The organism is Burkholderia sp. HI2714, from assembly GCF_002223085.1.
Taxonomy (GTDB): Bacteria; Pseudomonadota; Gammaproteobacteria; order Burkholderiales; family Burkholderiaceae; genus Burkholderia; species Burkholderia lata_D.
Map to the genome: position 1 here is coordinate 104,604 of NZ_NKFM01000067.1, position 21,281 is coordinate 125,884.

General features: G+C 65.5%; 20 protein-coding genes. 7 read left to right on the forward strand and 13 right to left on the reverse strand.

The window, feature by feature from the left end; all coding sequences use genetic code 11:
* Positions 1–46: 46 nt before the first annotated feature.
* The 3 genes from rbsK to CFB82_RS37190 are packed head-to-tail and all read left to right on the forward strand — an operon-like array spanning position 47 to position 3,443.
* Complete coding sequence (rbsK, locus tag CFB82_RS37180) at positions 47–973, forward strand: ribokinase (RefSeq protein WP_089487305.1); 927 nt, start codon at positions 47–49, stop codon at positions 971–973.
* A 41-nt stretch (positions 974–1,014) separates the two neighbouring features.
* Positions 1,015–2,388, forward strand: a complete 1,374-nt coding sequence (gene fucP, locus CFB82_RS37185; protein ID WP_089487306.1) for an L-fucose:H+ symporter permease — start codon at positions 1,015–1,017, stop codon at positions 2,386–2,388.
* A 2-nt stretch (positions 2,389–2,390) separates the two neighbouring features.
* Positions 2,391–3,443, forward strand: coding sequence for an aldose 1-epimerase family protein (locus CFB82_RS37190; RefSeq protein ID WP_089487307.1), 1,053 nt, complete (start codon positions 2,391–2,393; stop codon positions 3,441–3,443).
* Positions 3,444–3,465: 22 nt separating this feature from the next.
* On the opposite strand, the gene deoR is transcribed toward CFB82_RS37190, so the two are convergent.
* Positions 3,466–4,236, reverse strand: a complete 771-nt coding sequence (gene deoR / locus CFB82_RS37195) for a DNA-binding transcriptional repressor DeoR (protein ID WP_089487308.1) — start codon at positions 4,234–4,236, stop codon at positions 3,466–3,468.
* Positions 4,237–4,382: 146 nt separating this feature from the next.
* On the opposite strand from deoR, the gene deoC reads away from it, so the two are divergent.
* Positions 4,383–5,063 (forward strand): deoxyribose-phosphate aldolase, encoded by a 681-nt coding sequence (gene deoC, locus CFB82_RS37200; RefSeq protein ID WP_089487309.1) that lies wholly within the window; start codon positions 4,383–4,385, stop codon positions 5,061–5,063.
* Between the two features lie 375 nt (positions 5,064–5,438).
* On the opposite strand, the gene CFB82_RS37205 is transcribed toward deoC, so the two are convergent.
* From CFB82_RS37205 to CFB82_RS37230, 6 genes are all read right to left on the reverse strand, one after another.
* The gene (locus tag CFB82_RS37205) at positions 5,439–7,061 is read right to left on the reverse strand and encodes a sulfatase (RefSeq protein ID WP_089487310.1); all 1,623 of its coding nucleotides are present in this window, start codon (positions 7,059–7,061) and stop codon (positions 5,439–5,441) included.
* Between the two features lie 53 nt (positions 7,062–7,114).
* Positions 7,115–7,507 carry a BON domain-containing protein gene (locus CFB82_RS44500; RefSeq protein ID WP_089487311.1) on the reverse strand — a complete coding sequence of 131 codons (393 nt, stop codon included), beginning with the start codon at positions 7,505–7,507 and terminating at the stop codon, positions 7,115–7,117.
* A gap of 38 nt (positions 7,508–7,545) precedes the next feature.
* Positions 7,546–8,583 carry a porin gene (locus tag CFB82_RS37215; protein ID WP_256990662.1) on the reverse strand — a complete coding sequence of 346 codons (1,038 nt, stop codon included), beginning with the start codon at positions 8,581–8,583 and terminating at the stop codon, positions 7,546–7,548.
* A gap of 161 nt (positions 8,584–8,744) precedes the next feature.
* Positions 8,745–10,301 (reverse strand): sulfatase-like hydrolase/transferase, encoded by a 1,557-nt coding sequence (locus CFB82_RS37220; protein WP_256990663.1) that lies wholly within the window; start codon positions 10,299–10,301, stop codon positions 8,745–8,747.
* Entirely contained in the window at positions 10,264–11,511 is a 1,248-nt protein-coding gene (locus CFB82_RS37225) for an MFS transporter (RefSeq protein WP_179255507.1), read from the reverse strand. Before CFB82_RS37225 ends, CFB82_RS37220 begins: the two co-directional genes overlap by 38 nt.
* Before the next feature lie 162 nt (positions 11,512–11,673).
* A complete protein-coding gene (locus tag CFB82_RS37230; RefSeq protein ID WP_256990665.1) occupies positions 11,674–13,731 on the reverse strand; it encodes a beta-glucosidase family protein in 2,058 nt (685 codons plus the stop codon).
* 354 nt (positions 13,732–14,085) lie between these two features.
* Between CFB82_RS37230 and CFB82_RS37235 the strand changes: the two genes are divergently transcribed.
* Positions 14,086–14,706: a TetR/AcrR family transcriptional regulator gene (locus tag CFB82_RS37235; RefSeq protein WP_089449313.1), complete on the forward strand. Its 621-nt coding sequence runs from the start codon at positions 14,086–14,088 to the stop codon at positions 14,704–14,706.
* A 42-nt stretch (positions 14,707–14,748) separates the two neighbouring features.
* Here CFB82_RS37235 and CFB82_RS37240 read toward each other — a convergent pair whose 3' ends face one another.
* Together CFB82_RS37240 and CFB82_RS37245 are read right to left on the reverse strand one after the other, a co-directional pair.
* Positions 14,749–15,741 (reverse strand): formylglycine-generating enzyme family protein, encoded by a 993-nt coding sequence (locus CFB82_RS37240; RefSeq protein WP_089487315.1) that lies wholly within the window; start codon positions 15,739–15,741, stop codon positions 14,749–14,751.
* Between the two features lie 66 nt (positions 15,742–15,807).
* The gene (locus CFB82_RS37245) at positions 15,808–16,197 is read right to left on the reverse strand and encodes an IS3 family transposase (RefSeq protein WP_143751029.1); all 390 of its coding nucleotides are present in this window, start codon (positions 16,195–16,197) and stop codon (positions 15,808–15,810) included.
* Between the two features lie 85 nt (positions 16,198–16,282).
* Here CFB82_RS37245 and CFB82_RS37250 point away from each other — a divergent pair, with 85 nt between their 5' ends.
* Positions 16,283–17,149: a DUF2071 domain-containing protein gene (locus tag CFB82_RS37250; protein WP_089487317.1), complete on the forward strand. Its 867-nt coding sequence runs from the start codon at positions 16,283–16,285 to the stop codon at positions 17,147–17,149.
* An 8-nt stretch (positions 17,150–17,157) separates the two neighbouring features.
* Here CFB82_RS37250 and CFB82_RS37255 read toward each other — a convergent pair whose 3' ends face one another.
* Complete coding sequence (locus tag CFB82_RS37255) at positions 17,158–18,105, reverse strand: ATP-binding protein (protein WP_179255516.1); 948 nt, start codon at positions 18,103–18,105, stop codon at positions 17,158–17,160.
* A gap of 26 nt (positions 18,106–18,131) precedes the next feature.
* Positions 18,132–19,040 carry a DMT family transporter gene (locus tag CFB82_RS37260; RefSeq protein WP_089487319.1) on the reverse strand — a complete coding sequence of 303 codons (909 nt, stop codon included), beginning with the start codon at positions 19,038–19,040 and terminating at the stop codon, positions 18,132–18,134.
* 90 nt (positions 19,041–19,130) lie between these two features.
* Here CFB82_RS37260 and CFB82_RS37265 point away from each other — a divergent pair, with 90 nt between their 5' ends.
* Complete coding sequence (locus CFB82_RS37265; protein ID WP_089449307.1) at positions 19,131–19,931, forward strand: AraC family transcriptional regulator; 801 nt, start codon at positions 19,131–19,133, stop codon at positions 19,929–19,931.
* A 17-nt stretch (positions 19,932–19,948) separates the two neighbouring features.
* Here the strand turns inward: CFB82_RS37265 and CFB82_RS37270 are convergent, their stop codons facing one another.
* A complete protein-coding gene (locus CFB82_RS37270) occupies positions 19,949–20,434 on the reverse strand; it encodes an anthrone oxygenase family protein (protein WP_069250347.1) in 486 nt (161 codons plus the stop codon).
* Positions 20,431–21,261: an NmrA family NAD(P)-binding protein gene (locus tag CFB82_RS37275; RefSeq protein WP_089487320.1), complete on the reverse strand. Its 831-nt coding sequence runs from the start codon at positions 21,259–21,261 to the stop codon at positions 20,431–20,433. The genes CFB82_RS37270 and CFB82_RS37275 overlap by 4 nt, the downstream gene beginning before the upstream one ends.
* Positions 21,262–21,281: the final 20 nt, after the last annotated feature.

Sequence of the window (21,281 nt, forward strand, 5' to 3'; positions counted from 1 at the left end):
CAGCCGCCCACGCGCACGGCGCACCCATACCAAGGAAGAGACGCAGATGGAGACAATCGCCGTCATCGGCAGCAACATGGTCGACCTCGTGACCTATGTCGCACGCATGCCCGCCCGGGGCGAAACGCTCGAGGCACCGAACTTCGAGCTCGGCTGCGGCGGCAAGGGGGCAAACCAGGCCGTCGCGGCCGCCCGCCTCGGCGCGCGCGTCGTGATGGTCACGAAGGTCGGCGACGACGTCTTCGCCGACAACACGATCCGCAACTTCGCGCGCGAAGGCATCGACACCACGCACGTGCGCAAGGTCGCCGGCGTGCCGAGCGGCGTCGCGCCGATCTTCGTCGAACCCGATTCGAGCAACAGCATCCTGATCGTCAAGGGCGCGAACCGCCACCTGACGCCGGCCGACATCGACGCGGCCGCGCCGCAGCTCGCCGCATGCAAGCTGATCGTGCTGCAGCTCGAGATCGAGCTCGACACCGTCTATCATGCGATCGAATTCGGCGCGCGCCACGGCATTCCGGTGCTGCTGAACCCCGCGCCCGCGGTGGCCGACCTCGATTTCGAGCGGATCCGCACCGTCGAATTCTTCGTCCCGAACGAAACGGAACTCGCGATCGTGTCGGGCATGCCGGTCGATTCGCGCGACACGGCAGCGCGCGCCGCCGAAGCGCTGGTCGCGCGCGGGCTCAAGCACGTGCTCGTCACGCTCGGCAGCAACGGTTCGCTGCTGGTGTCGCGCGACGGCGTGCATCACGTGCCGGGCGTGCCGGTCGACGCGCGCGACACGACGGGCGCCGGCGATGCGTACATCGGCTGCTTCGCGCGCTGCTATGCCGCGTCCCGCGACGCACTCGACGCGATGCGTAACGCGTCCGCGTATGCCGCGCATTCGGTCACGGGCCTCGGCACGCAGAAGTCGTACGCCGACACCGCGACGTTCGAACGCTTCCTCCGCGACGCCGGCTGCTGACCGGCGCCTTCATCGACGAGACAATTGGGAAGGAGACACCCATGGGCCGAGCCAGAATCGAACACACCCCCGACGGCTATTACCTGAACCGCACGCCGCTCTTCGCGTTCACGCTGCTGTGCTGCCTGTTCGCGCTGTGGGGCACCGCGGCGAACCTGAACGACGTGCTGATCGCGCAATTCAAGAAGTCGTTCTTCCTGTCCGATTTCGAATCGGCATTCGTTCAGTCCGCGTTCTATCTCGGCTACTTCTTCCTCGCGATTCCGGCCGCGACCGTCGTGAAGAAGTTCAGCTACAAGACGACGATCCTCGTCGGCCTGCTGCTCTACACGACCGGCTGCCTGCTATTCTTCCCGGCCGCGTCGATGGCGAAGTACGGGATGTTCCTCGTCGCGCTGTTCGTGATCGCGGCCGGCCTGTCGTTCCTCGAAACCGCGTCGAACTCGTATTCGACGCTGATGGGCCCGCGCGACACCAGCACGCGGCGGCTGAACATCTCGCAGACGTTCTATCCGTTCGGCGCGATGGCCGGCGTCTACATGGGCAGCTTCCTGATCTTCAAGGAAGGGGATGCGTCGCATGCGCAGCTCGCCGCGATGTCGGCGGCCGACGCGCACGTGCACCAGCTCGCGATGATCCAGGCCACGCTCGAGCCGTACAAGTGGCTGATCGTCGTGCTCGTGGCCGTGTTCATCGTGTTCGCGCTCACGCCCTACCCGGCCTGCAAGGGCAACGGCTCCAGCGTGGCCACGCACCGGATCGACGCGCGCGGCACGCTCGCACGCCTGTTCGGCAACCGGCGCTTCGTCGCGGGTATCGTCGCGCAGTTCCTGTATGTCGGCGCGCAGGTCGGTGTGTGGAGCTTCACGATCCGGCTCGCGATGCAGATCGGCGGCCTCACCGAGCGCGGCGCGTCGCACTACCTGCTCGCGACGTTCTTCGCATTCTTCGTCGGCAAGCTGATCGCCACGCTCGTGATGAAGCGTGTCGGCCCGGCCAAGGTGCTGATCGTCTACGGCGTCCTGTGCATCGCGCTGCTCGCGTACACGATCAGCGTGCACGACATCACGGCCGTCTATGCGGCCGTGGGCGTGAGCGTGTTCCTCGGCCCGTGCTGGCCGACGATCTACGGCCTCACGATCGACGGGCTCGGCAAGGACACCGAATACGGCGGCTCGATCCTCGTGATGAGCATCGTCGGCGGCGCGGTCGTGCCGCTGATCCAGGGGCTGATCTCCGATCACACGGGCGGCAACATGCAGCTCGCGTTCGTCGTGCCGCTCGCGTGCTTCGTCGTGATCGTCTACTACGGCTTCTACTGCCTGCGCCACCTGCCGGCCGCGACGCCCGACGCAGTCGCCGACGGCAACGCGCCCGCGCGCTACGCCGCCACGCGCAACACGTCGGGAGCATGAGCATGCGAGGCGAAATCGAACTGCGGCGCAACGACTTCCGCGACACGCCGCGCACGCTGTACCGCACCGACGGGCTCACCGTCACCGCGTTCGCGTATCCGTCCGGCGTCGAGGCGCTAAGGCTCGAGAACCGCCGCGGCCACCTCGTCGTGCTGCCGTATCTCGGCCAGATGATCTGGGCCGCCGCGTTCGACGGCCGCGACCTGACGATGAAGCACATGTTCCGGCAGCCGAAGCGCGTGGCATCGATCATCGATACCTACGGCTGCTTCATGTTCCACAGCGGGCTGCTGCGCAACGGCTGCCCGGGGCCGGACGACACGCATGCGCTGCACGGCGAGATGCCGTGCGCGCCGATGGATCGCGCGAGCCTGGTCGTCGGCACGGATGCGCGCGGCGCGTTCGTCGAAGTGACCGGCGAATACGAATACGTGCAGGGATTCGGCAGCCACTACGTGGCGCGCCCGTCGGTGCGGCTCGCCGAGCACGACGCGCAGATGACGATCGCGATGGACGTGACGAATCTCGGCGGCACGCCGATGGACCTGATGTACATGGCGCACCTGAACTATGCGTACGTGCCGGGCGGCCGCTTCGTGCAATCGCTGCCGCGCGGCGGGTTGCGGTTGCGCGACAGCGTGCCCGCACACGTGAAGCCGACCGCCGCGTGGCGCGACTACACGGCCACGCTCGCGCACGAACCGGAACGGCTTCACACGCTCGATGCGCCCGCGCTGTACGACCCGGAGATCGTGTTCTTCATGAACGACGTGGCAACGGATGCAAGCGGCGTCGCGCATTTCCTGCTCGAGCACCCGGATGGCGGCGCCTTCCACACCGCGTACCGCCCCGAGCAATTCCCGCACGCGACGCGCTGGATCCTGCACAACGCGGACCAGCAGGTCGCCGCGTTCGCGCTGCCGTCGACCTGCGAGCCGGAAGGGTATGAAGCCGAACGCCGCAAAGGCCATGTCGCGGCACTCGCGCCGGGTGCGACGCGCCGCTTCGAAGTCGTCACCGGCTACCTGAGCGCGGCGGAAGCCCGCCATGCGTGAAGCGATGCGCGGCCGCGCGGCGTCAGGTCACGAGCGCGATCCCGTGTTCGCGGATCGCCGTTTCGTAACGGCGGCTCAGTTGCCCGTCCGAGATCACGTAGTTGAAGTCGGTCAGCTCGGCGAAATAGGCCGCGCGCACTTCGTCGAACTTCGTGTGGTCGACGAGCAGGAAGCGGTTCTGCGCGCGTTCCATTACCTTCTTCTTCGCGTCGACTTCGTGGAAGTTGAAGCAGGTCACGCCACAGCGGTCGCTCACGCCGGCGGCCGAGAAGAATGCCTTCGACACGCGCACCGTGTCGAGGATGCCCGTCTCGGCCACCGATTCGAACACCATGTTCTTGCGGTGGTACGCGCCGCCGCACAGGATCACGCTGCAGTGCGGCTTCTGCTGCAGCTTCGCGAACACGTTCAGCGAATTGCAGACGGCGGTGAATTCGAGGTCGTCCGGAATGAAGTCGACGATGAACGGCGTGGTCGAGCCGCAGTCGACGAAGATCGTGTCGCCGGTCGTCACGAACTGCGCGGCCAGCTTGCCGATGCGGCGCTTCTCCTCGGTCTGCCGGTTGTTCTCGGCGCTGACCACGTACTCGCCGATGTCGCTGCGCTGCGCGGCGAAGTGGCGCGTCACGTACCCGCCGATCAGGCTCAGGCCGTGCGGGTTGTCCGCGAGATCGCGGCGGATCGTCATCTCGGATACACCGAACAGCTCGGCCACTTCCTTCAGATGAATCGCGTTCTGCCCTTGCAGCACGTTCATCAATGTCTTGATCCGTTCGCCTTTCTTCGTTTCCATGCCAGTATCCTGCGTGCCCGTCGCATCCGTCGCTCGTCGTGCCGGGCGTATGGGCCCGGCCGGAATGTCGTATTTGTAACAAACCGATGTGAAAACATCAACTTTACGTGTGCCCTTCCGGCACACGCTCCGTGGAGTCCTGAAACATGCCGCTTTCCAACGCCCAACTCGCTCAAACCATCGATCACACGCTGCTCGCGCCCGACGCGAGCGACGCGCAGATCCGCGAACTCTGCCGCCAGGCGGCCGAGCATCGCTTTTACTCGGTCTGCGTGAATTCGGCGAACGTGCCGCTCGCCGCGCGCGAGCTGGCCGATACCGGCGTGCTCGTCTGTGCCGTGGTCGGCTTTCCGCTCGGTGCCGGGTTGTCGGCCGCCAAGGCATTCGAAGCCACCGCCGCGATCGCGGCGGGCGCCGGCGAGATCGACATGGTGATCAACATCGGCGCGCTGAAGAGCGGCCGCGCCGACGACGTGAAAGCCGACATCGAAACCGTGCACCAGGCATGCGGCGCGGTGCCGCTCAAGGTGATCCTCGAAACGGGGCTGCTGACCGACGACGAGAAGGTACGCGTGTGCGAGATGTGCCGCGATCTCGGCGTCGCGTTCGTGAAGACGTCGACCGGGTTCGGCCACGGCGGCGCGACGCTCGCGGATGTCGCGCTGATGCGCCGCACGGTCGGCCCCGTGCTCGGCGTGAAGGCATCGGGCGGCGTGCGCGACCGCGCGGCCGCGCTGGCGATGATCGAGGCCGGCGCGACGCGGCTCGGCACGAGCTCGGGGGTGGCGATCGTCACCGATCAGGGTGGCAGCGCGGCGGCGTATTGACGGACGCCTCAAGCCGCCACACCCCGGCACGACGTCACGTCCGGCAACAACGGCAGCGTGAACATCTCGACGCGGAACACGTTCATCCGGGGCACGTCCGATTTCGCACGCCGATGGTTGGATGGCGGCTGCAGATCCGTGCTGTCGGCGGAACCCGGCACCCTCGCCCGAAAGAACACCACCAGCGAAGGCTGTGAAGCCCTCGCGGCTTTTTTGTCTTCAACAGCCCCGCCGTCGACCGCCAGCCGGAGGCCAGAAGCCTTCGTGCATCGCCGACGGGCTCGCTCTTTCTGACGGACTGCAAGCCCCTCAAGCGGAACGGATGCCCATCGTCACGCAAGCATCGACGAACGGCGGGCGTCCATCCCGCTCCGCTCACCGGTCCGGCACGGCTTCGGCGTGGACGCGCCGGTTCTCCACTTCAGCGCGCATCGCTTGCGCACGGGCGGCCAGATGCAGACGCAGCGCCTCCGCCCGATCCGCATGGGCGCGGGCGAGAAGATGATCGCAATCGATCGGGCCCGTGGCCGGCAAACCCAGGCGCTCATACTGCTCGTCCGGTGCATGGCTGGCGTGCATCAGGTCGCGTGCAAGCGTCGCCATGCGATGCTCGACGGCGTCGTCGAACAGCGGGTGCGCCTGCCCAGGATCCGCGAGAAGATCGAATAGCAGCGTACCGGCACGATACGAGTATCCAATGGGCTGGCTGACGATCTTCATCATGCTCACGCCTTGCGAAAACGGGAACGGCCCCGCCAGCTCGATATCTTGCAGTTCTTCGACGCGGAACATCTCGCGCATGTGCGTGGGCATCAACGTATATTCATACAGCGGTGCATTGCGGTCCGGATCGGGCCCGGAGCGCATGTACACATAACGCCCGTCCGTCACGTTGACATGTTCGCCATGCATGCCGAACAGTGCCGCCTCCCGGACCGGAAGATCCTCGTCGATGGTTTTCCCGAGCGCCACGCCCTGCATGCGCGGTATCGCCGGCAAGCCGAAGAAATCGAGAAGCGTCGGTGCGATGTCGATCATCTGCACGAGAGACTTGCGCCGAACGCCCGCACGACCGGAGCGGGGATCCCAGATGAACAGCGGCGTATGCGCAAGCTCGTCGAACCAGGGTTGCGCCGTCTTGGCCCACCAGCCGTGTTCTCCCAGCATGTATCCATGGTCCGTGCACACGATGAGCATGGTGTCGCGCCACAGATTCAGCTCGTCCATCAGGTCGAGAACCCGGCCCAGCGAGTGATCGCACATGGAAACGAGCGCGGCATATTCGGCTCGTGCATCCCGGATGTCGTCGTCGGTCTCGTTGTCGGACACGGGACCGTATGGCGGCCAGTCGAAATGCGCGTCCGTATTCTTTCGAGGATAAAGATCACGATACTTCGGATAACTGGTGAAGGGTTCATGGGGATCGAAAGTCTCGATCTGAAGCAACCACGAATCGGCATCATGATTTTCCCGGATGAACGCCTCGCCTGCATCGAAAGTCAGCGTTTGCGGATGGAGATCTTCGGTCGGGTAGTACTGGCGGTTGACGAAGTCCTGCCGTGCGGCCTTTTCGTTCAGCGCCCCCTTGAGCCGCACCGGCATCGGCGGCCGCCGGATTTGCCCCTTCCACGGGTCGCCCTCCTGCCCGCGGAAGAATTCCCAGCTGCTGTACCGCGTATGATAGGTCGCACCGCCATCTTCCCAGTAGTGCGGATGATCGCTGGCCAGATGCGTATGGATGCCCTTGCGTCGAAGCATGTCCGGCATCGAATCGTCGAACGGTTCGAGCGGCCCCCAGCTTCGATGCAGGAAGTTGTAGCGCCCGGTATGCAATTCCCTGCGGGCAGGGATACACGCCATGCTGCCGACATAGCAGTTGTCGAACGTCGCACTCCGCTCGGCGAGTCGCTGGAAATTCGGCGCCTTTACCCATGCGTTGCCATATGGCGGAAGCATATGCCGATTAAGGCTGTCGTACATCACAAGAATCGCTTTCATGATTCGCTCATTTCGCTCCAGGATTAACGCTCATTTTTTGTACGCTCGGCGCGTCAGTTTCGTGCACGGATGCGAAGCTGGTTGCGCACCTCGCCGACACCCGGCACGCGTTGCGCCGTACCGATCGCCAGCGCGACCTGTTCCGCGTCCATCACATCGCCGGAGAGCGTGACGACGCCCCCGCGCACGAAGATCAGCAAGCGGCTCGCGTCGAGCCGCTTCGTTCGCCCGAGCACACGCGCAACGCGTTTCCTCAACTGGCGATCCGCCGCCTTCTGCGCCTTGGACGGCGCCGCCGCGGGCATTGAAGCAAGCGCCGGCTCCGCCTGCTGCTCCTGCGCGGCCGCGGTCGCGGCCACCAGCGTCAGCACCGTTGCCGCAACCGCCCGGCACATCGTCATTCGAACCTGCATACATCCTCCCCAAAGTATCGATGCGGCGGCCATGCTGCGTCTCGGAGCCCGGCCGCGCGTCGAATGTGTGCCTAGAATTGCGTGATCATCCCGATCGAAATACCGGTCACCGCGCGGCCGTCCGGACGAAGATTCAACGCCGACACGTTTGCGGGATCTTTCTTGTACGCACCGGAAAACCCGTTTCGGTCGAATTCGACATAGAGTTCGGAGCGCTTCGACAGAAAGTATTCGACCATGGCATACGTCGTCATCTTCCGGCCGTCGGCACCGGCGACGTTTTTCAGATTGCTGGCGATGTCGTAATAAGTCGCGCCTGTGAACTGCACGGTGGGCGTTACCCGATAGACGAGCCCGACTGCGGGAATATGATCGCGCCGCTTCGCCCCGGTCGCGGCCGCCGCGGAAACCGTCAGCGCGCTATAGCTCAAATACATCCGGGTCGGCCCGAGTTGCCATGTCGCGCCGCCCATTGCCGTCTCCGCCCGCTGCGAGGCACTGGCGTCGTATGACTTCTGATACGCGGCGGCGAGCAGCAACGTCCGAAACTGGTAGCTGGTTCCGACGGCGAAGTTGGTTCCGGCGAGCGTGCTGCCAGCCACACCGCCCGGCGAATAACTCGCACGCAACGTGAATCCTCCGCTACGCCCGACGTACTTGATCGTATTGTTGAACCGCGCGTCCAGCGTGAAGAAATTGCCGCCCCAGACAATGCCCGGCACGGTGGCCAGCGAAGGGCCATTGGCCTCGTTCGGATCGAGCTGAACGCCGATATCTTCCGCCGCATTGAGTTGGCGACCCAGCATCACCCGGCCGAATCCGCCCTCGATCCCGACATACGCGCGCTGGGAAAAAAGCGTACTTGACGATTTCATGCCGCCCGTGCCGCTGACGAATCCGCTCTGCAACATGAAGATCGCACGCCATCCCACGCCCAGGTCCTCCGCGCCGCGCATACCGAACGAGTTGCCCGAAATCGAATTGCTGTCGAACCCGATCTGATGGCCGCCTTTCACCCCGTCGGTCCAGCGCACCCCTCCTCCCATCGTTCCGAACAGCGTCACGCTCGACTGCGCGTACGCCCCTCCCGAGATCACCATGGCGATCACCGCTACAGCTCGTTTCCGCACACTCCCCTCCACTTAATCATTAGTTATGTTAAATAATTATCATGAAATTTCACTCGGAAAACTGCCTGGCCAATGCCGCCGCCGGCCTGAAGAGCGGAGCGCGGGGGTGTCGGCTTCGACAACCCCGCGCCCCGGCGCCGTCAACGCTCCTGCTGTTCGCGCCACTCTCCGGGGCGCGGCAAATCGACGACCGGGAATCGGGTTCCCTTGCCGGCCGGCAGAACATCCGCTGTCTCGACTTGCCATCTCAACAATGACGCGAGCATGCCGGCTTCGATCTCGGCGTATTCCGGCAGGCCGGCCAGATTCGTGGTCTCGTGCGGATCGGTTGTCCGTCGATACAATTCCGGCGCTTCGTACAATCGCCACACGTAAGTCCATTCAAGCGTGCGAACGACTGCCACCTTGCCAACCGACTCGGGATGTTCCTTTTGCTGCACGCCCTTGATGTCGTACGGGAAGCCGGCATTCTCGAAATGATCGGCTTCGCTGACGAGAAATCCGCCTTCGCTGAACACCTTCTCGCGATGCGCTGCGCCCGTCTCGCGAAGGCACCGTGCGAAGCTGCGCCCGTAGTGCGCGTGCGTGGCCTGGAGACCGGCCAGATCCAGCAAGGTCGGAAACACGTCGATCAGTTCGACCAGTGCGTCTGAAACCGTGCCCGCCACGCCGGGCGTCGATCCGCCCGACACGATCAACGGGTTTCTCAGCAGGCAGTCGTGCACACCGGATGGCCACTTTTCGGCGAGACCGAAATCGCCGAGATATTCGCCATGATCGGAGAAGAAGGTGGTGATCAGCCGTTCCGGCTCCGTCGCCTGCCCGGCCGCATTCATGATTCGCCCGACGTGATGGTCGAGTCTCGACACCATCCCGTAATACACGGCACGCAGCTCCCGCCACTGCGCGTCGGTCATGCGATCCCAGCCGTGCGCTTTCGCCAGCGCGTCGACGTAAGCCGGCATGCGTCCGGTTCCGCCGACACGCTCCGGCACCGCGTCGCGGTCATACATCGAGAACCACGGCTCCTCCGCTTCGAACGGAGGGTGCGGCGCAAAGAGCGGGACATACAGCACCCAGGGTTCTCGCGGCGCATGCTTGAGCCAGTGCTCCGCGGTGCGGACCACCACTTCGTCATATTCGGCATTCGCCTGATCCTGCGAGCGCTGCCCGCGATAGAAGGCGCGCACCATCGGGTCGTTCGGATCGCCCTGCGTCTTGCTGCGCAGAAATTCCGCCGCGCTGCGCCGCGTTTCCTCGGGCAGGAAACCGTGCTCATGCATCGACAACTCGGTCGCGCCGGCGGCAAACGAGTCGCCACGGCCGCCGGCCATGGCGACGTGGTAGCCGTTTTCCTTGAAGACGCGCAGGAAATTGGGTTCATGCGGCCCGAGCAGGTGGCCGAGTGTGCGATGACCGGCCACATGCGGATACAGGCCCGACAGGAACGACACGCGCGACGGCGAACAGACGCTGTGCTGCCCGAACGCCTGCGTAAAGGCCACCCCGTCTGCCGCGAGCCGATCCAGATTCGGCGTCAGGACGGAGGTTGACGGATGCACCGCATGCACGCAGTCGGCACGCAGCTGATCCGCGACAATGACGATGAAATTGGGCTGCTTGGTCATTTCATATCCGATAGTGAAGAGACATTCGAGGTCAACGCACGGCCTTGACAAAGATGATGACGAGCGCACCGAGCGCCGTCGCACAACTCGCCGTCACGAACAACGTGTCGTAACGGATCGCACCTCCGGGTAGCGTCAGCCATGTCACGAGAAGCGACAGGACGAACTGCGGCAGCACGTTCGCGAGATGGAAGACGCCCATGTCTTTTGCCGCGGTATCGGGGTCGGGCAGCACCTCGGTCACCAATGCCAGATCGACGGCCAGATACGCGCCCTGTGCAACGCCGATCCACACGATCACGTACAGCAGTTGCACGAGCGTCGTGCAAGCCAGCAAACCCAGTAGACCGAGCGCCATCCCCAGCCCCGCCACGAGGACGAATATCTTCCGGCGACGCAAACGATCCGACACTCGCCCGAACAGCAACGCACTGACCGTCATGGCCGCCGTGGCAACCAGCAGGCACATGAACATGGCATGCGGCGTTTCCTGTTGCGACAGGCCGATCCGGTCGCGCAAAAAGAACATCAGGTAGTGTTGCAGGCAGCTCACGCCGAACAGCACCAGCGCACGCGACAGCCACGCGACGGCAAAATCGGGGTGCTTGACCGGATTCGTCCAGAAACAGGCCACCAGCCGTTTCCATTGCAACCGTTCAAGATGCCCCTCCTCGAGTCGCCGGTCATTCGCAAATACGACGAAACACACTATTGCCGTAAAGGCGAGCGCACCTTGCAGCATGGCGACGGACACGAGATCGGGCGCCAGTTGTCTCACGATCCATACGCCCAGCAGGATGCCGATCGGCGGCGTGAATCCGACAATCGACGAAAAAAATCCGAGCCGCTCGGGTGGCACCTGATCCGGAAGAATCGCATTGAGACCGCTCAGGGTCGCATTGAACGACAGCGCCATCAGCGCCCATCCCAGCGCAAGCTGCGCCGGCGACCGAGCCGTTGCCAGAATCGCCATGGCGCCCAGGCCCGCCACCGCGCCCCCGAAGATCCACGGCTTGCGCATGCCCCACCGGGCGCGAGTGTGATCGCTCAGCACGCCGAAGATCGGTTGCGCGATCGATCCGACAATCGCGCCGACGGCGATCGCCTGGGCCAGCACGGTCGCCTTGGCCGTCGGCGCGATGCGCTCGGCGAGCATCGGCAGGATCATCATCGGATACGGAATCAACGCCAGCCAGACGCCGACGAAGGCCAGCGTCAGGGTAATGCCGAGATGTCCGCGGGATCGCCTGCCGGCCGCCGCAAGCACGAGTTCGTCCATAGTGTCTCCATTGCATCCGATTGGGCACGATAAAATCATCCGATCGGATAAATTATTGAGGCAAGGCGGCCACGTCAACCGCCTATGCCCGGTACGTGAACCCCCTTCCCGCTCCGAAACAGCGCGAACAGATCCAGCGCCATCGGCACATCCGCCTGCTGCTTACCTGCCGAATTCACGATGCTCGAGCCGGACCGTCGCATCGACGACGTGATGCACCGCTGAACGGGCGAGCGCAATCCGATAGTCCCCTTCCCGGATGCGCCACCGCCCCGATGTTTCGTCGAAACAACCGAGCAAGCGTGGATCCGCGATCATGCTCACCCTGACCGACGCGCCGGCACGCAGCCAGACGCGCTCGAAACCGAGCAGGCGCATGCGCATCCCTTCGGCCGCGTGGGTCAGATACAGCTGCGGAACGTCGTCGCCGTCGCGCGGGCCCGTATTGGTGACGGTAAAGCTCGCCGTTACCGTGTCGCCACCGCTCACCGCGAAATCGCTGTATGCAAAATCCGTATAGCTCATCCCGTGACCGAACGCGAACATCGGCCGGTTGCCTCGCTGCGCGAACCAGCGGTATCCAACTTCGGCGCCTTCGTCATAGCGAACCTGAATCGGCGTGCCGAGTTCGACATCCGCGCCGGGCAAGCGCGGATGCGGCGTTTGATCGACGCTGACGGGGAACGTGACGGGCAGACGCCCCGAAGGGTTGACTTCCCCCGTCAACACTTCGGCAATCGCCTGTGCGCCGGCCTGCCCCGGGAACCAGGCCTGAACGATGGCGCGCACCTTGTCTCGCCACGGCATCGCGATCGGGTTGCCGGTCTGCAGCACGACGACGACATTCGGATTCACGCGCGCCACCGCATCGATCAATTCATCCTGGCCATACGGCAACGTCATGTCCGGACAATCGAAACGCTCCCCCTCGTGCCGGATTGCGTTCACGATCACGATTTCGGCCTTTGCAGCCAGCGCCACCGCATCGGCAATATGCGCACCGCTGTCGAAATCGATCGTGGTTCCGGGCAGGCGCGCACGCAGCTCGGCAAGTGGCGACGGCCCGGAAAAGCACATCGACGTCGCCCCGAGCAACGGGTGGCTTCTGAACGGCACTTCCGCCGCGTACCCGCCGCGCGGCCGGACCTGGCTCGAACCGGAACCTGACAGGACACCAACCTGCGCGAAGCCGCCGATCAGCGCGATCCGTCTCGTGTTCCGGGCGAGCGGCAACATCGCATCACGGTTCTGCAACAAGACGATGCCTTTACGGGCAATCTCCAGTGCCACGTCGTTATGTGCGTTCGCATCGATCGGCTCGGCGGCCGATTGCCGGTCGATGCCCACGGCAAAGTACGAACGCAACATGCGTTGCACCATCTCGCTGATCCGTTCCCGGGGAACACGGCCTTCTTCGAACGCGCGGCGCAACGGTTCATTGAACCATTCGCATTCGTCGAGCTGGGCGCCGGAATGCTGGTCCAGGCCCTTGAGCGCGAAATCCCAGCTGTTGACCGCACGCCAGTCGGACATCACCCAGCCCTTGAAACCCATCGCGTCCTTGACGGTGTCCTGCAGGAGCCGCTTGTTACCGCACGCATATTCGCCGTTGACGAGATTGTATGCAGCCATCAACGCGCCGGGCTGGCCCTCCTCGATCGCGATCTGGAACGCGAGAAGATCGCTCTCCCGATGCGCGGCCGGATCGATGATCGCATCCAGAAAGAACTTGTTGGTTTCGCTCGCATTGAGCGATACGTGCTTCACCAACGCGACGACCCCTTCGGCCTGCGTACCGGACACCAGGCCGGCACCGAGCTTGCCCGACAGGAGCGGATCTTCCGACACGTATTCGAAATTCCTGCCGTTGCGCACCTCGCGCACCAGGTTGATGCCGCCGCCGAGCGCGACGTTGAAGCCGCGCTCGCGCATTTCCTTGCCGATCAGCGACCCCGCCGCCCGCGCCAGCGCCGGATCGAACGTGGCGCCGAGCGCAAGGCCCGCCGGCAGCGCAGTGGCCGTGTCGTTCGCATCATGGGTCGCCCGCACGCCAAGACTGGTATCGGCAAGCAGCAGCGGCGGAATGCCCAGCCGCGGAACGCCCTGGACATATCCGGCGATGGCGGGAACGTGCGCCGGCACGCGCGGTTCGCGCGCGTTCGTGCCGAAGATATGCACCATCAGGCTGTACAACATCGAGAACCGTTCGTCGTCCGTCATGCGGGCTTCGACTTCACGGGCGCGTTCGTCAGGATCGGCAATCGCCGCCATGGGTGAAGGCAAGGAGGATTGAAGCAACGCGTGCGAGGATTCGATGCCGGCGTCACGATCGATAAGCGTCATGGGGGTCGTTTCATTCAATAACTATCCGAGTGGATAATTTATAGATATGCCCACGCCGCCGTCAAGCGCAATGCATATCCATCGCCCCTAGGGCTTTCCCCGACGCCCGTCGAATGCGTTGGCGATCGGGACCGACGGCGCACGCCGCCATGCATGTGGACCCGCCATGGCGTTGCGAACCATTCGGACGAAATGGCACAATCCGGATGACTCGACTCAGGAAACGTTGCGATGCAGATGGTCAGACAGGCTCAGCAGGAACGAAGCGAGCAGACGCGGGCAGAGATCCTGAGCATTGCGCTCGAGCAGTTTTCGACCCACGGCTTCGATGCGGTGAGCGTGCGCGATATCGCTGATACGGCCGGCGTCAATCACGCGATGATTCGCTACTACTTCGGTAGCAAGGAAAATCTGTGGCGGGAAAGCGTGACCTACCTCTTCGACCGCTTCATGGAACAGGCGAAGCCGCCCGGGGCGGATGTGGAGCGGATCTCCGTCGACACCGTGAAGGAATACATCCGGAACTACGTCCGGTATTGCGCGAAGTATCCGGAACACGCACGCCTGATGATGCAGGAAGCCAATCGCGACTCCGAACGATTGAAGTGGATGGCCCAGACGTTCATTCGCCCACGCCACGACCTCACCATTCCGCTGATCGAACAGGTGAGCGCGCAAACGAAGGGGCTCGAAAAGATCGATCCCGTCACGCTCCTGTACATGATCACCGCGATCGCGCAGATCCCGTATCTGCTGACCGCCGAAATCAAATACGCGCACGGCGTCAATGCGATGCGGGAAAAGGCCGTCGAAGCCCATTGCGAAGCCGTGCTGGCGTTCATCTTTCGCTGATGGCCATCCACCGGGCCCGACGGCAGGCCGTCGGGCTCGGCCTTACTTCGGCGCCGGATCGTACGCCACGCGAAACCCCGTGTGCCCGGCGGAAGTATCCCTGGGCCGCCCTGTGCGGGCCGCGATCCGGTAGCGATAGCAATAGCTTCGATGGCACAGGTATGAGCCGCCTTTCAGCGTGTGCTCCCGATCCGAAACCGCCTGTCGATCCCTCGCCTTGCCGGCGCTCGACAACGACCTGACGCGAAACGGATCCGCGCACCACTCCCAGACGTTGCCGCTACAGTTGTAGAGGCCCGCCGAATTCGGCGCGAACGCATCGACCCGCACCGTTCCAAAGGAGCGGTCGCCGCCGCTATACCGATCGGGAAAACGGCCTTGCCAGATGTTGCAGTAGATCGCGTCTTCCGCCGGCTCCTCGTCTCCCCAGGGAAAACGTCGGGCACCGGGGCCGCCTCGCGCCGCATGCTCCCATTCGGCCTCGGTCGGCAGACGCCCTCCGCACCAGCTGGCAAACGCGGCCGCGTCGTTCCAGGAAACATGGATGACCGGATGCATGCCGCGCCCGTCAAGCGACGAAGACGGCCCTTCCGGTGCGGCCCAGTACGCGCCCGGCACCGACCGCCACCAGGGCACGTGCGCCGGTGCCTCGGCAACGCAGTCCGGTTCGAGAAAGGCGTCGAACACGTAGCTCCATCCGAATCGCTCGGCATCCGTTTGATATCCGGTCGCCGAGACGAACGCCGCGAATCGCTCGTTCGTCACGGCATGCCGATCGATACCGAACGATCTCAGATGCACCTTCCGACGCGGCCCCTCGCCGTCCGCCTTGATGACCGGCGCATCGGTGCCCACCCAACTGGCCCCGCCGTCGAACCAGACGGCGCTTTCTCCCCACGCACGCACATTCGCCGGCGCTGCATGCACCAGCCGCTCGGGCTCGGACACCGGGGCCACAACACCTTCACATGAATTTTCACGCCGCGGCGCGCAACACGCGCGCGCGCCAGCGACCGGTCGATCCGATTCGCTCAAGTCCGTTCTCCTTCATCGCCGCCATTTATCCGATTGGATAAATATTCGCCGCGAGCACGCCCGAGGTCAAGCCGAAAAAATCGACGCAGCCCGCGGAGGAAGAAATTGACCCGGCGGCGATCGAATGCGACAACCCGTCAATCGCCGGGCAATCTCGATGCGACGGCCTCGCCGCGCGCTTTCGACGCCCATCGCCTTCATCAAACGGCCGACCGTGCACCGCGCGACCTTCACGCCGTCGCACAGCAACGGATGCCAGACCTTGCGCACACCGACTACGCCATAGTGCTCGTCCCGAACCGACGTGATGAGGGCCTTCAGTGCAACACTTTGAAAGTACATGACGCACTCTGCTTTCGATGGCAAATCGGCACCCGCGTAACGATCGTCGGCCAGTGGCACTTCGTTGCCTGCAACGACTCGGGCGTCACGGCGCTCGTCGCGCAGGTCATCCACGATCTCTGACCGTCACAGGCAGACACTGACAGTTCCGACAGGGGCGCCGCGACGCCTCTTCCACCCGCTTCGCGCCACCGGCACAATGCCGTTCATGCGCCCAGACAACGCCTTTGTTTACCCATCCGCCGGCCCCATCGGCCGCCTCGCCAACCGGCTCGTCGCGAACCGCCCGCTGCTGCGCACACGCCGCGCGCTGCTGTCGCGCCTGCCGTTCCTGCAGCTCGCGAGCGAGGTCGAGAACGTCGTGTACTGCACGTGGCTCGTCGATGTCGCCGCGGTCGCCCACCTCGTGCCGCGCGGCGTCACGCTCGCGAGCCGCGACGGCCGCACGCCGTTCACGATCCTCACCTATGCACACCGCCATTTCGGCCCGCGTATCGCGGGCCCGCTGCGACGCGTATTCCCGTCGCCGCTGCAAAGCAACTGGCGGCTTTACGTCGATGCGCTGCCGGGCGGCAGGCCGGCCGATCGCACGGTGCTGTTCGTCAAGAACGTGTTCGACCATCCGCTCTATGCGCTCGGCAGCCGGCTCTTCAGCGACGCGCTGCCGTCGCATCTTGCCGAGCGCTTCACGCATGCCGCGCAGGACGGACGGTATCGAACGCTGCTATCCGGCGGCAGAGGAAGCGCGCCCGATTTCCACTGCTCGGCGGCCCTGTCGGACGACTACACGCTACCCGCGGCGTTCGCGCCTTTCTTCGAAAGCTGGCGCGACGCCATCGCTTACCTCTCGCTGCAGCACGCGGCCGTCGCGCATGTCACGGACTGCGACCGCCTCGCCCATGCGTCGATCGACCTGCCGATCGACATCGACGCCGTCCGGCCGCTGAAGCCGGTCGAACCGGTCGGCGGCGGCGAGTTCCTCGCGCGCATCGGCGCGACCGGCGAACCGATGTGCTTCGTCGTCCCCGATGTCGCGTTCAAGGTATTGTCGGAACGGGTGTTGTAGCGCCCGGCTCAACTCGTGCGCCACGCGTGCGCAGGTTCGCCCCCGTCGCCCTCGTCCGCGAGCCGCCCCGCATAATCCCGCACGAACTGCGCGGCGATCCGCCCCGACCGCGCGCCACGCTCCAGCGCCCACTGCAGCGCCGGTTCGCGCGCCGCGCGAATCTGCTCGGCATCGAACCCGGCCTCGCCAAGCCGGCTTTCGACGACAGCGAGATACGCATCCTGCGTGAATCCGTAGAACGTCACCCAGATCCCGAATCGCTCGGACAACGAAATCTTCTCCTCCACCGCGTCGCCCGGATGCAGCTCGCCGTTCTCCGCGCGCGACACGTTCGCGTTGTCGCTCGCCTGCTCGGGCATCAGGTGGCGGCGGTTCGACGTCGCGTACACGAGCACGTTCGACAGGTCGCTCGCGACCGAGCCGTCGAGCACCGTCTTCAGTTCCTTGTAGCCGGTCTCGCCCGCCTCGAACGACAGGTCGTCGCAGAACACGATGTATCGCTCGGGCCGCGCCCGCACCAGCTCGACGATCGCCGGCAGATCGCTCAACTGCTCCTTGCCGACCTCGATCAGCCGCAGCCCGTGCGGCGCGAACGCATGCAGGCACGCCTTCACGATCGACGACTTCCCGGTGCCGCGCGCGCCGGTCAACAGCACGTGATTCGCCGCGAAGCCGCGCACGAACTGCCGCGTGTTCCGTTCGACGATCGCCACCTGTCGCTCGACGTTGCGCAGCGCATCGAACGCGATGAGCGCGGGCGCCGCGACCGGTTCGAGCGGCGCCGTTCGCGGCCCGCCGTCGAAGCCGCGCCAGCGGAATGCAAGGGCCGCGTCGAAGTCGACGGGTGCCGGCTGGCCGGTGCCCGCCAGCGCTTCGAGCGCGGTGGCAATCCGTTCGAGCTGGTGCGCAAGCGCCGGGCTCTCCACGGATGCACGCGCGTCCGGCAGCGCGGCCATCAGGTTCTGCAAATCGCGGTCGCCGCTCATTGCCGCCCCCCTTGCGATGTGCTCGCCTGGAACGGAAACCGCTGCGCGATCGCGACGCCGACGAGCGCGATTCCGCCGCCGATCAGGTGATACAGCCGCAGCGATTCGCCGAGCAGCACGATCGCGCCGCCGGCCGTCATCACCGGCAACAGGTTCATGAACATCGCGCAGCGGCTCGGGCCGAGCAGCCGCACGCCCTGCATCCACAGATACGGCAGCACCACCGACGCCAGCACGCCCGCATACAGGATCAGCGGCACGCTCGCACGCGTCGGCCACGCCGCCTGCGCGGGCAAGCGCAGCAGCATCGGCACCATGAAGACGAGCGCGGCGAGCGCCTGCACGTAGGTCGACTGCCACGCCGGCAGCGCACCGATACGCCAGCGCTTGAGCAGAACACCGTACAGCGCATACGCGGCCGACGCGGCCAGCATCAGCAGGTCGCCCGCATGCACGCCACGCGCGGCGATCGTCGTCGGATGCCCCTCGGCGATCAGGTAGACCACGCCCGCGAGCGACAGCACCCCGCCGCCCACCATGCCCGCGCCCGGCGCATCGCCGATCAGCAGCGAGCTGAGCAGCATCGTCATCAGCGGCACGAGCGCCGTGATGATCGCCATGTTGGTCGCGCTCGTCGTTTTCGCGGCCTCGTAGGACAGGCTCTGGAACAGCGCCATCGCGAGAAAGCCGAGCACCGCGAGCTTCGGCAGGTGCGCGACGAGCACCGCGCGATTGCGCCACGCGGAGCGCAGCGTGAACACGCTCATCAGCGCGACGGCGAGCAGCAGCCGGTAGAAGGTGATCGCCGACGGGTCGATCGTCGATGCCGACAGCTTCGACACGACCACGTTGCCGGCCCACAGCGCGATCGCGCAGAAGGGAAACAGAAAAGGAGACTTGTTCATCGCATTCGACGGATTAATATCCTGACAGGGGTCTGGCGTGGATGGGAACGCCATCGTGCCCGCCCGCCCAACTGCCTGTCTCACGCCAAAATGTCACGACTTGTCGCCAATCGGACACTCGAGTCCACGCCGCCCGGTGCCCACCTGCGCTTCGAATCGACGCCGATGCCCGTATCGGCGATGGCGGCGACGTACACGCACGGCACGTCGATCGCGCCGCACCGGCATCGCCGCGCGCAGCTGCTCTATGCAATCGAGGGCGTGATGCACGTGCAGTCCGAAGGCGCGTCGTGGGTCGTGCCACCGACGCGCGGCGTGTGGCTCGAAGCCGGTCTCGACCACACGGTGCAGATGAGCGGCGACGTGCAGATGCGCACCGTGTTCGTCGAACCGGGCGCGGTCGAGCACCTGCCCGCGCGGAGTTGCGTCGTGGAAGTGCATCCGCTGCTGCGCGAGCTGATCCTCGCCGCAGTGGACGTGCCGCTCGACTATGCGCCGGGCTCGCGCCACGATCACCTGATGCACCTGCTGCTCGCCGAGGTGACGGTCGCGCCGCTGCTGCCGCTGTACCTGCCGTGGCCGCACGACCCGCGCCTGCGCACGATCTGCGACGCGCTCGTCGCCGCGCCCGACGACACGCGCACGATCGCAGAATGGGGCGACCTGCTCGGCCTGTCGGTCCGCACGCTCCATCGCGCGTTCCAGCGCGAGACGGGGCTCAGCTTCCGCCGCTGGCGCGAACAGGCGCGGCTGCTGCTCGCGCTCAAGCGTCTCGCGCACGGCGAGAAGGTGTTGACCGTCGCGATGGATCACGGCTACAGCAGCCAGAGCGCGTTTTCCGCGATGTTCAAGCGACATTTCGGCGTGTCGCCGTCGGCGTTTTATGCGTAGCGCATATCTCGCCCCCACTACCGCGCCGCGATCCCCGCGATGAAAAACACGCACGCGGCTGCCGACGCCACCGTGCGCACGTGATTCCACATCGTCCAGTCGTGCACGTAGCGCGTCCACAGCGCCGCGCCCTGCGCGGTCGACGGATCGGCCGCGGCGAGCGCATCGTTGAGCGGCACGTTGACGGCCATCGTCACCGCGAACATCCCGAACACGTACAGCACGCCGCCGGCGACCGCCAGCATCGCGCCCGGCTGCTCGCGATTGAACAGCGCGAGCACGACCAGTGCGAGCGCCATCAGCGTCGTGACGAGGAACAGCGGCATGAACGGCGAACGCACGATGTCGACGTTGATCGCGTTCATCGCGGCCACGCCAGCCTGCGGCGCGATCCGTCCGAGCGACGTCATCACGAACGTCGAGAACGCGAAATACACGCCGGCCATCAGCCCGCAGCCGATGGCCGAGCCCCACAGCAAGGCGGCGGTCGCGAGCGCGATCATGATCGTGCGCTCCACACGCCGGCGGCGGCCGTCGCGCGCGCATAGTCGGCGAAATCGCGCGCCGGCCGCCCGAGCGTCGCTTCGATGCCGTGCGTCACCGCGCTGTTGCGCCCGTCGAGCACCACGCTGAACAGATCGTCGAGCAGCGCGACGACCGGCTCCGGCACGCCGACCTCGCGCATTCCGGCGACGAACGCAGCGGCCGGAATCTCGCGATAGACGACCGGCCGGCCCGCGGCCCGTGCGATTTCGGCGACCGCTTCGGCGAACGTCAGCGCGCGCGGGCCCGTGACCTCGATCACGCGGTTCGCGAAGCGCGCATCGGTGAGTGCGGCCACGGCGACGTCCGCGATGTCGTCCGCGTCGACGAACGGCTCGCGCACCGCGCCGGCCGGCAGCGCGACTTCGCCGGCCAGCACGCCGTCGATCAGGTAGCCCTCGGAGAAGTTCTGGTTGAACCAGCTCGCGCGCACCACGCCCCAAGCGACGCCCGACGCCTGCAGCGCGGCCTCGGCGGCCTGCGCGCGGGGCTCGCCGCGCCCGGACAGCAGCACCACGCGCTCGACACCGCTCTCCCGCGCAAGCCGTGCAAATGCGGCGATCGCGTCCACTGCGCCTTCGACGGCCAGGTCGGGCTGGTAGGTCACGTACGCGGCCGATACGCCGTCGAGCGCGGCCGGCCACGTGTCGGGCGCCGTCCAGTCGAAGCGGACGGCCGACGTGCGCGACACGGGCCGGGTCGCGATGCCGCGCGCACGCAGCCGGGCATCGACGCGGGCGCCCGTCTTGCCCGAACCGCCGACGATGAGGATGGGAAGTGCCGACATGACCGTCTCCTTTGACTAAA

Excerpts from the sequence above, each read along its gene's own strand:
- rbsK (WP_089487305.1), top strand. The coding sequence starts at position 47 with ATGGAGACAATCGCCGTCATCGGCAGCAACATGGTCGACCTCGTGACC.
- fucP (WP_089487306.1), top strand. The coding sequence starts at position 1,015 with ATGGGCCGAGCCAGAATCGAACACACCCCCGACGGCTATTACCTGAAC.
- CFB82_RS37190 (WP_089487307.1), top strand. The coding sequence starts at position 2,391 with ATGCGAGGCGAAATCGAACTGCGGCGCAACGACTTCCGCGACACGCCG.
- deoR (WP_089487308.1), bottom strand. The coding sequence starts at position 4,236 with ATGGAAACGAAGAAAGGCGAACGGATCAAGACATTGATGAACGTGCTG.
- deoC (WP_089487309.1), top strand. The coding sequence starts at position 4,383 with ATGCCGCTTTCCAACGCCCAACTCGCTCAAACCATCGATCACACGCTG.
- CFB82_RS37205 (WP_089487310.1), bottom strand. The coding sequence starts at position 7,061 with ATGAAAGCGATTCTTGTGATGTACGACAGCCTTAATCGGCATATGCTT.
- CFB82_RS44500 (WP_089487311.1), bottom strand. The coding sequence starts at position 7,507 with ATGGCCGCCGCATCGATACTTTGGGGAGGATGTATGCAGGTTCGAATG.
- CFB82_RS37225 (WP_179255507.1), bottom strand. The coding sequence starts at position 11,511 with ATGGACGAACTCGTGCTTGCGGCGGCCGGCAGGCGATCCCGCGGACAT.
- CFB82_RS37230 (WP_256990665.1), bottom strand. The coding sequence starts at position 13,731 with ATGACGGACGACGAACGGTTCTCGATGTTGTACAGCCTGATGGTGCAT.
- CFB82_RS37235 (WP_089449313.1), top strand. The coding sequence starts at position 14,086 with ATGCAGATGGTCAGACAGGCTCAGCAGGAACGAAGCGAGCAGACGCGG.
- CFB82_RS37250 (WP_089487317.1), top strand. The coding sequence starts at position 16,283 with ATGCCGTTCATGCGCCCAGACAACGCCTTTGTTTACCCATCCGCCGGC.
- CFB82_RS37255 (WP_179255516.1), bottom strand. The coding sequence starts at position 18,105 with ATGGCCGCGCTGCCGGACGCGCGTGCATCCGTGGAGAGCCCGGCGCTT.
- CFB82_RS37260 (WP_089487319.1), bottom strand. The coding sequence starts at position 19,040 with ATGAACAAGTCTCCTTTTCTGTTTCCCTTCTGCGCGATCGCGCTGTGG.
- CFB82_RS37265 (WP_089449307.1), top strand. The coding sequence starts at position 19,131 with ATGTCACGACTTGTCGCCAATCGGACACTCGAGTCCACGCCGCCCGGT.
- CFB82_RS37270 (WP_069250347.1), bottom strand. The coding sequence starts at position 20,434 with ATGATCGCGCTCGCGACCGCCGCCTTGCTGTGGGGCTCGGCCATCGGC.
- CFB82_RS37275 (WP_089487320.1), bottom strand. The coding sequence starts at position 21,261 with ATGTCGGCACTTCCCATCCTCATCGTCGGCGGTTCGGGCAAGACGGGC.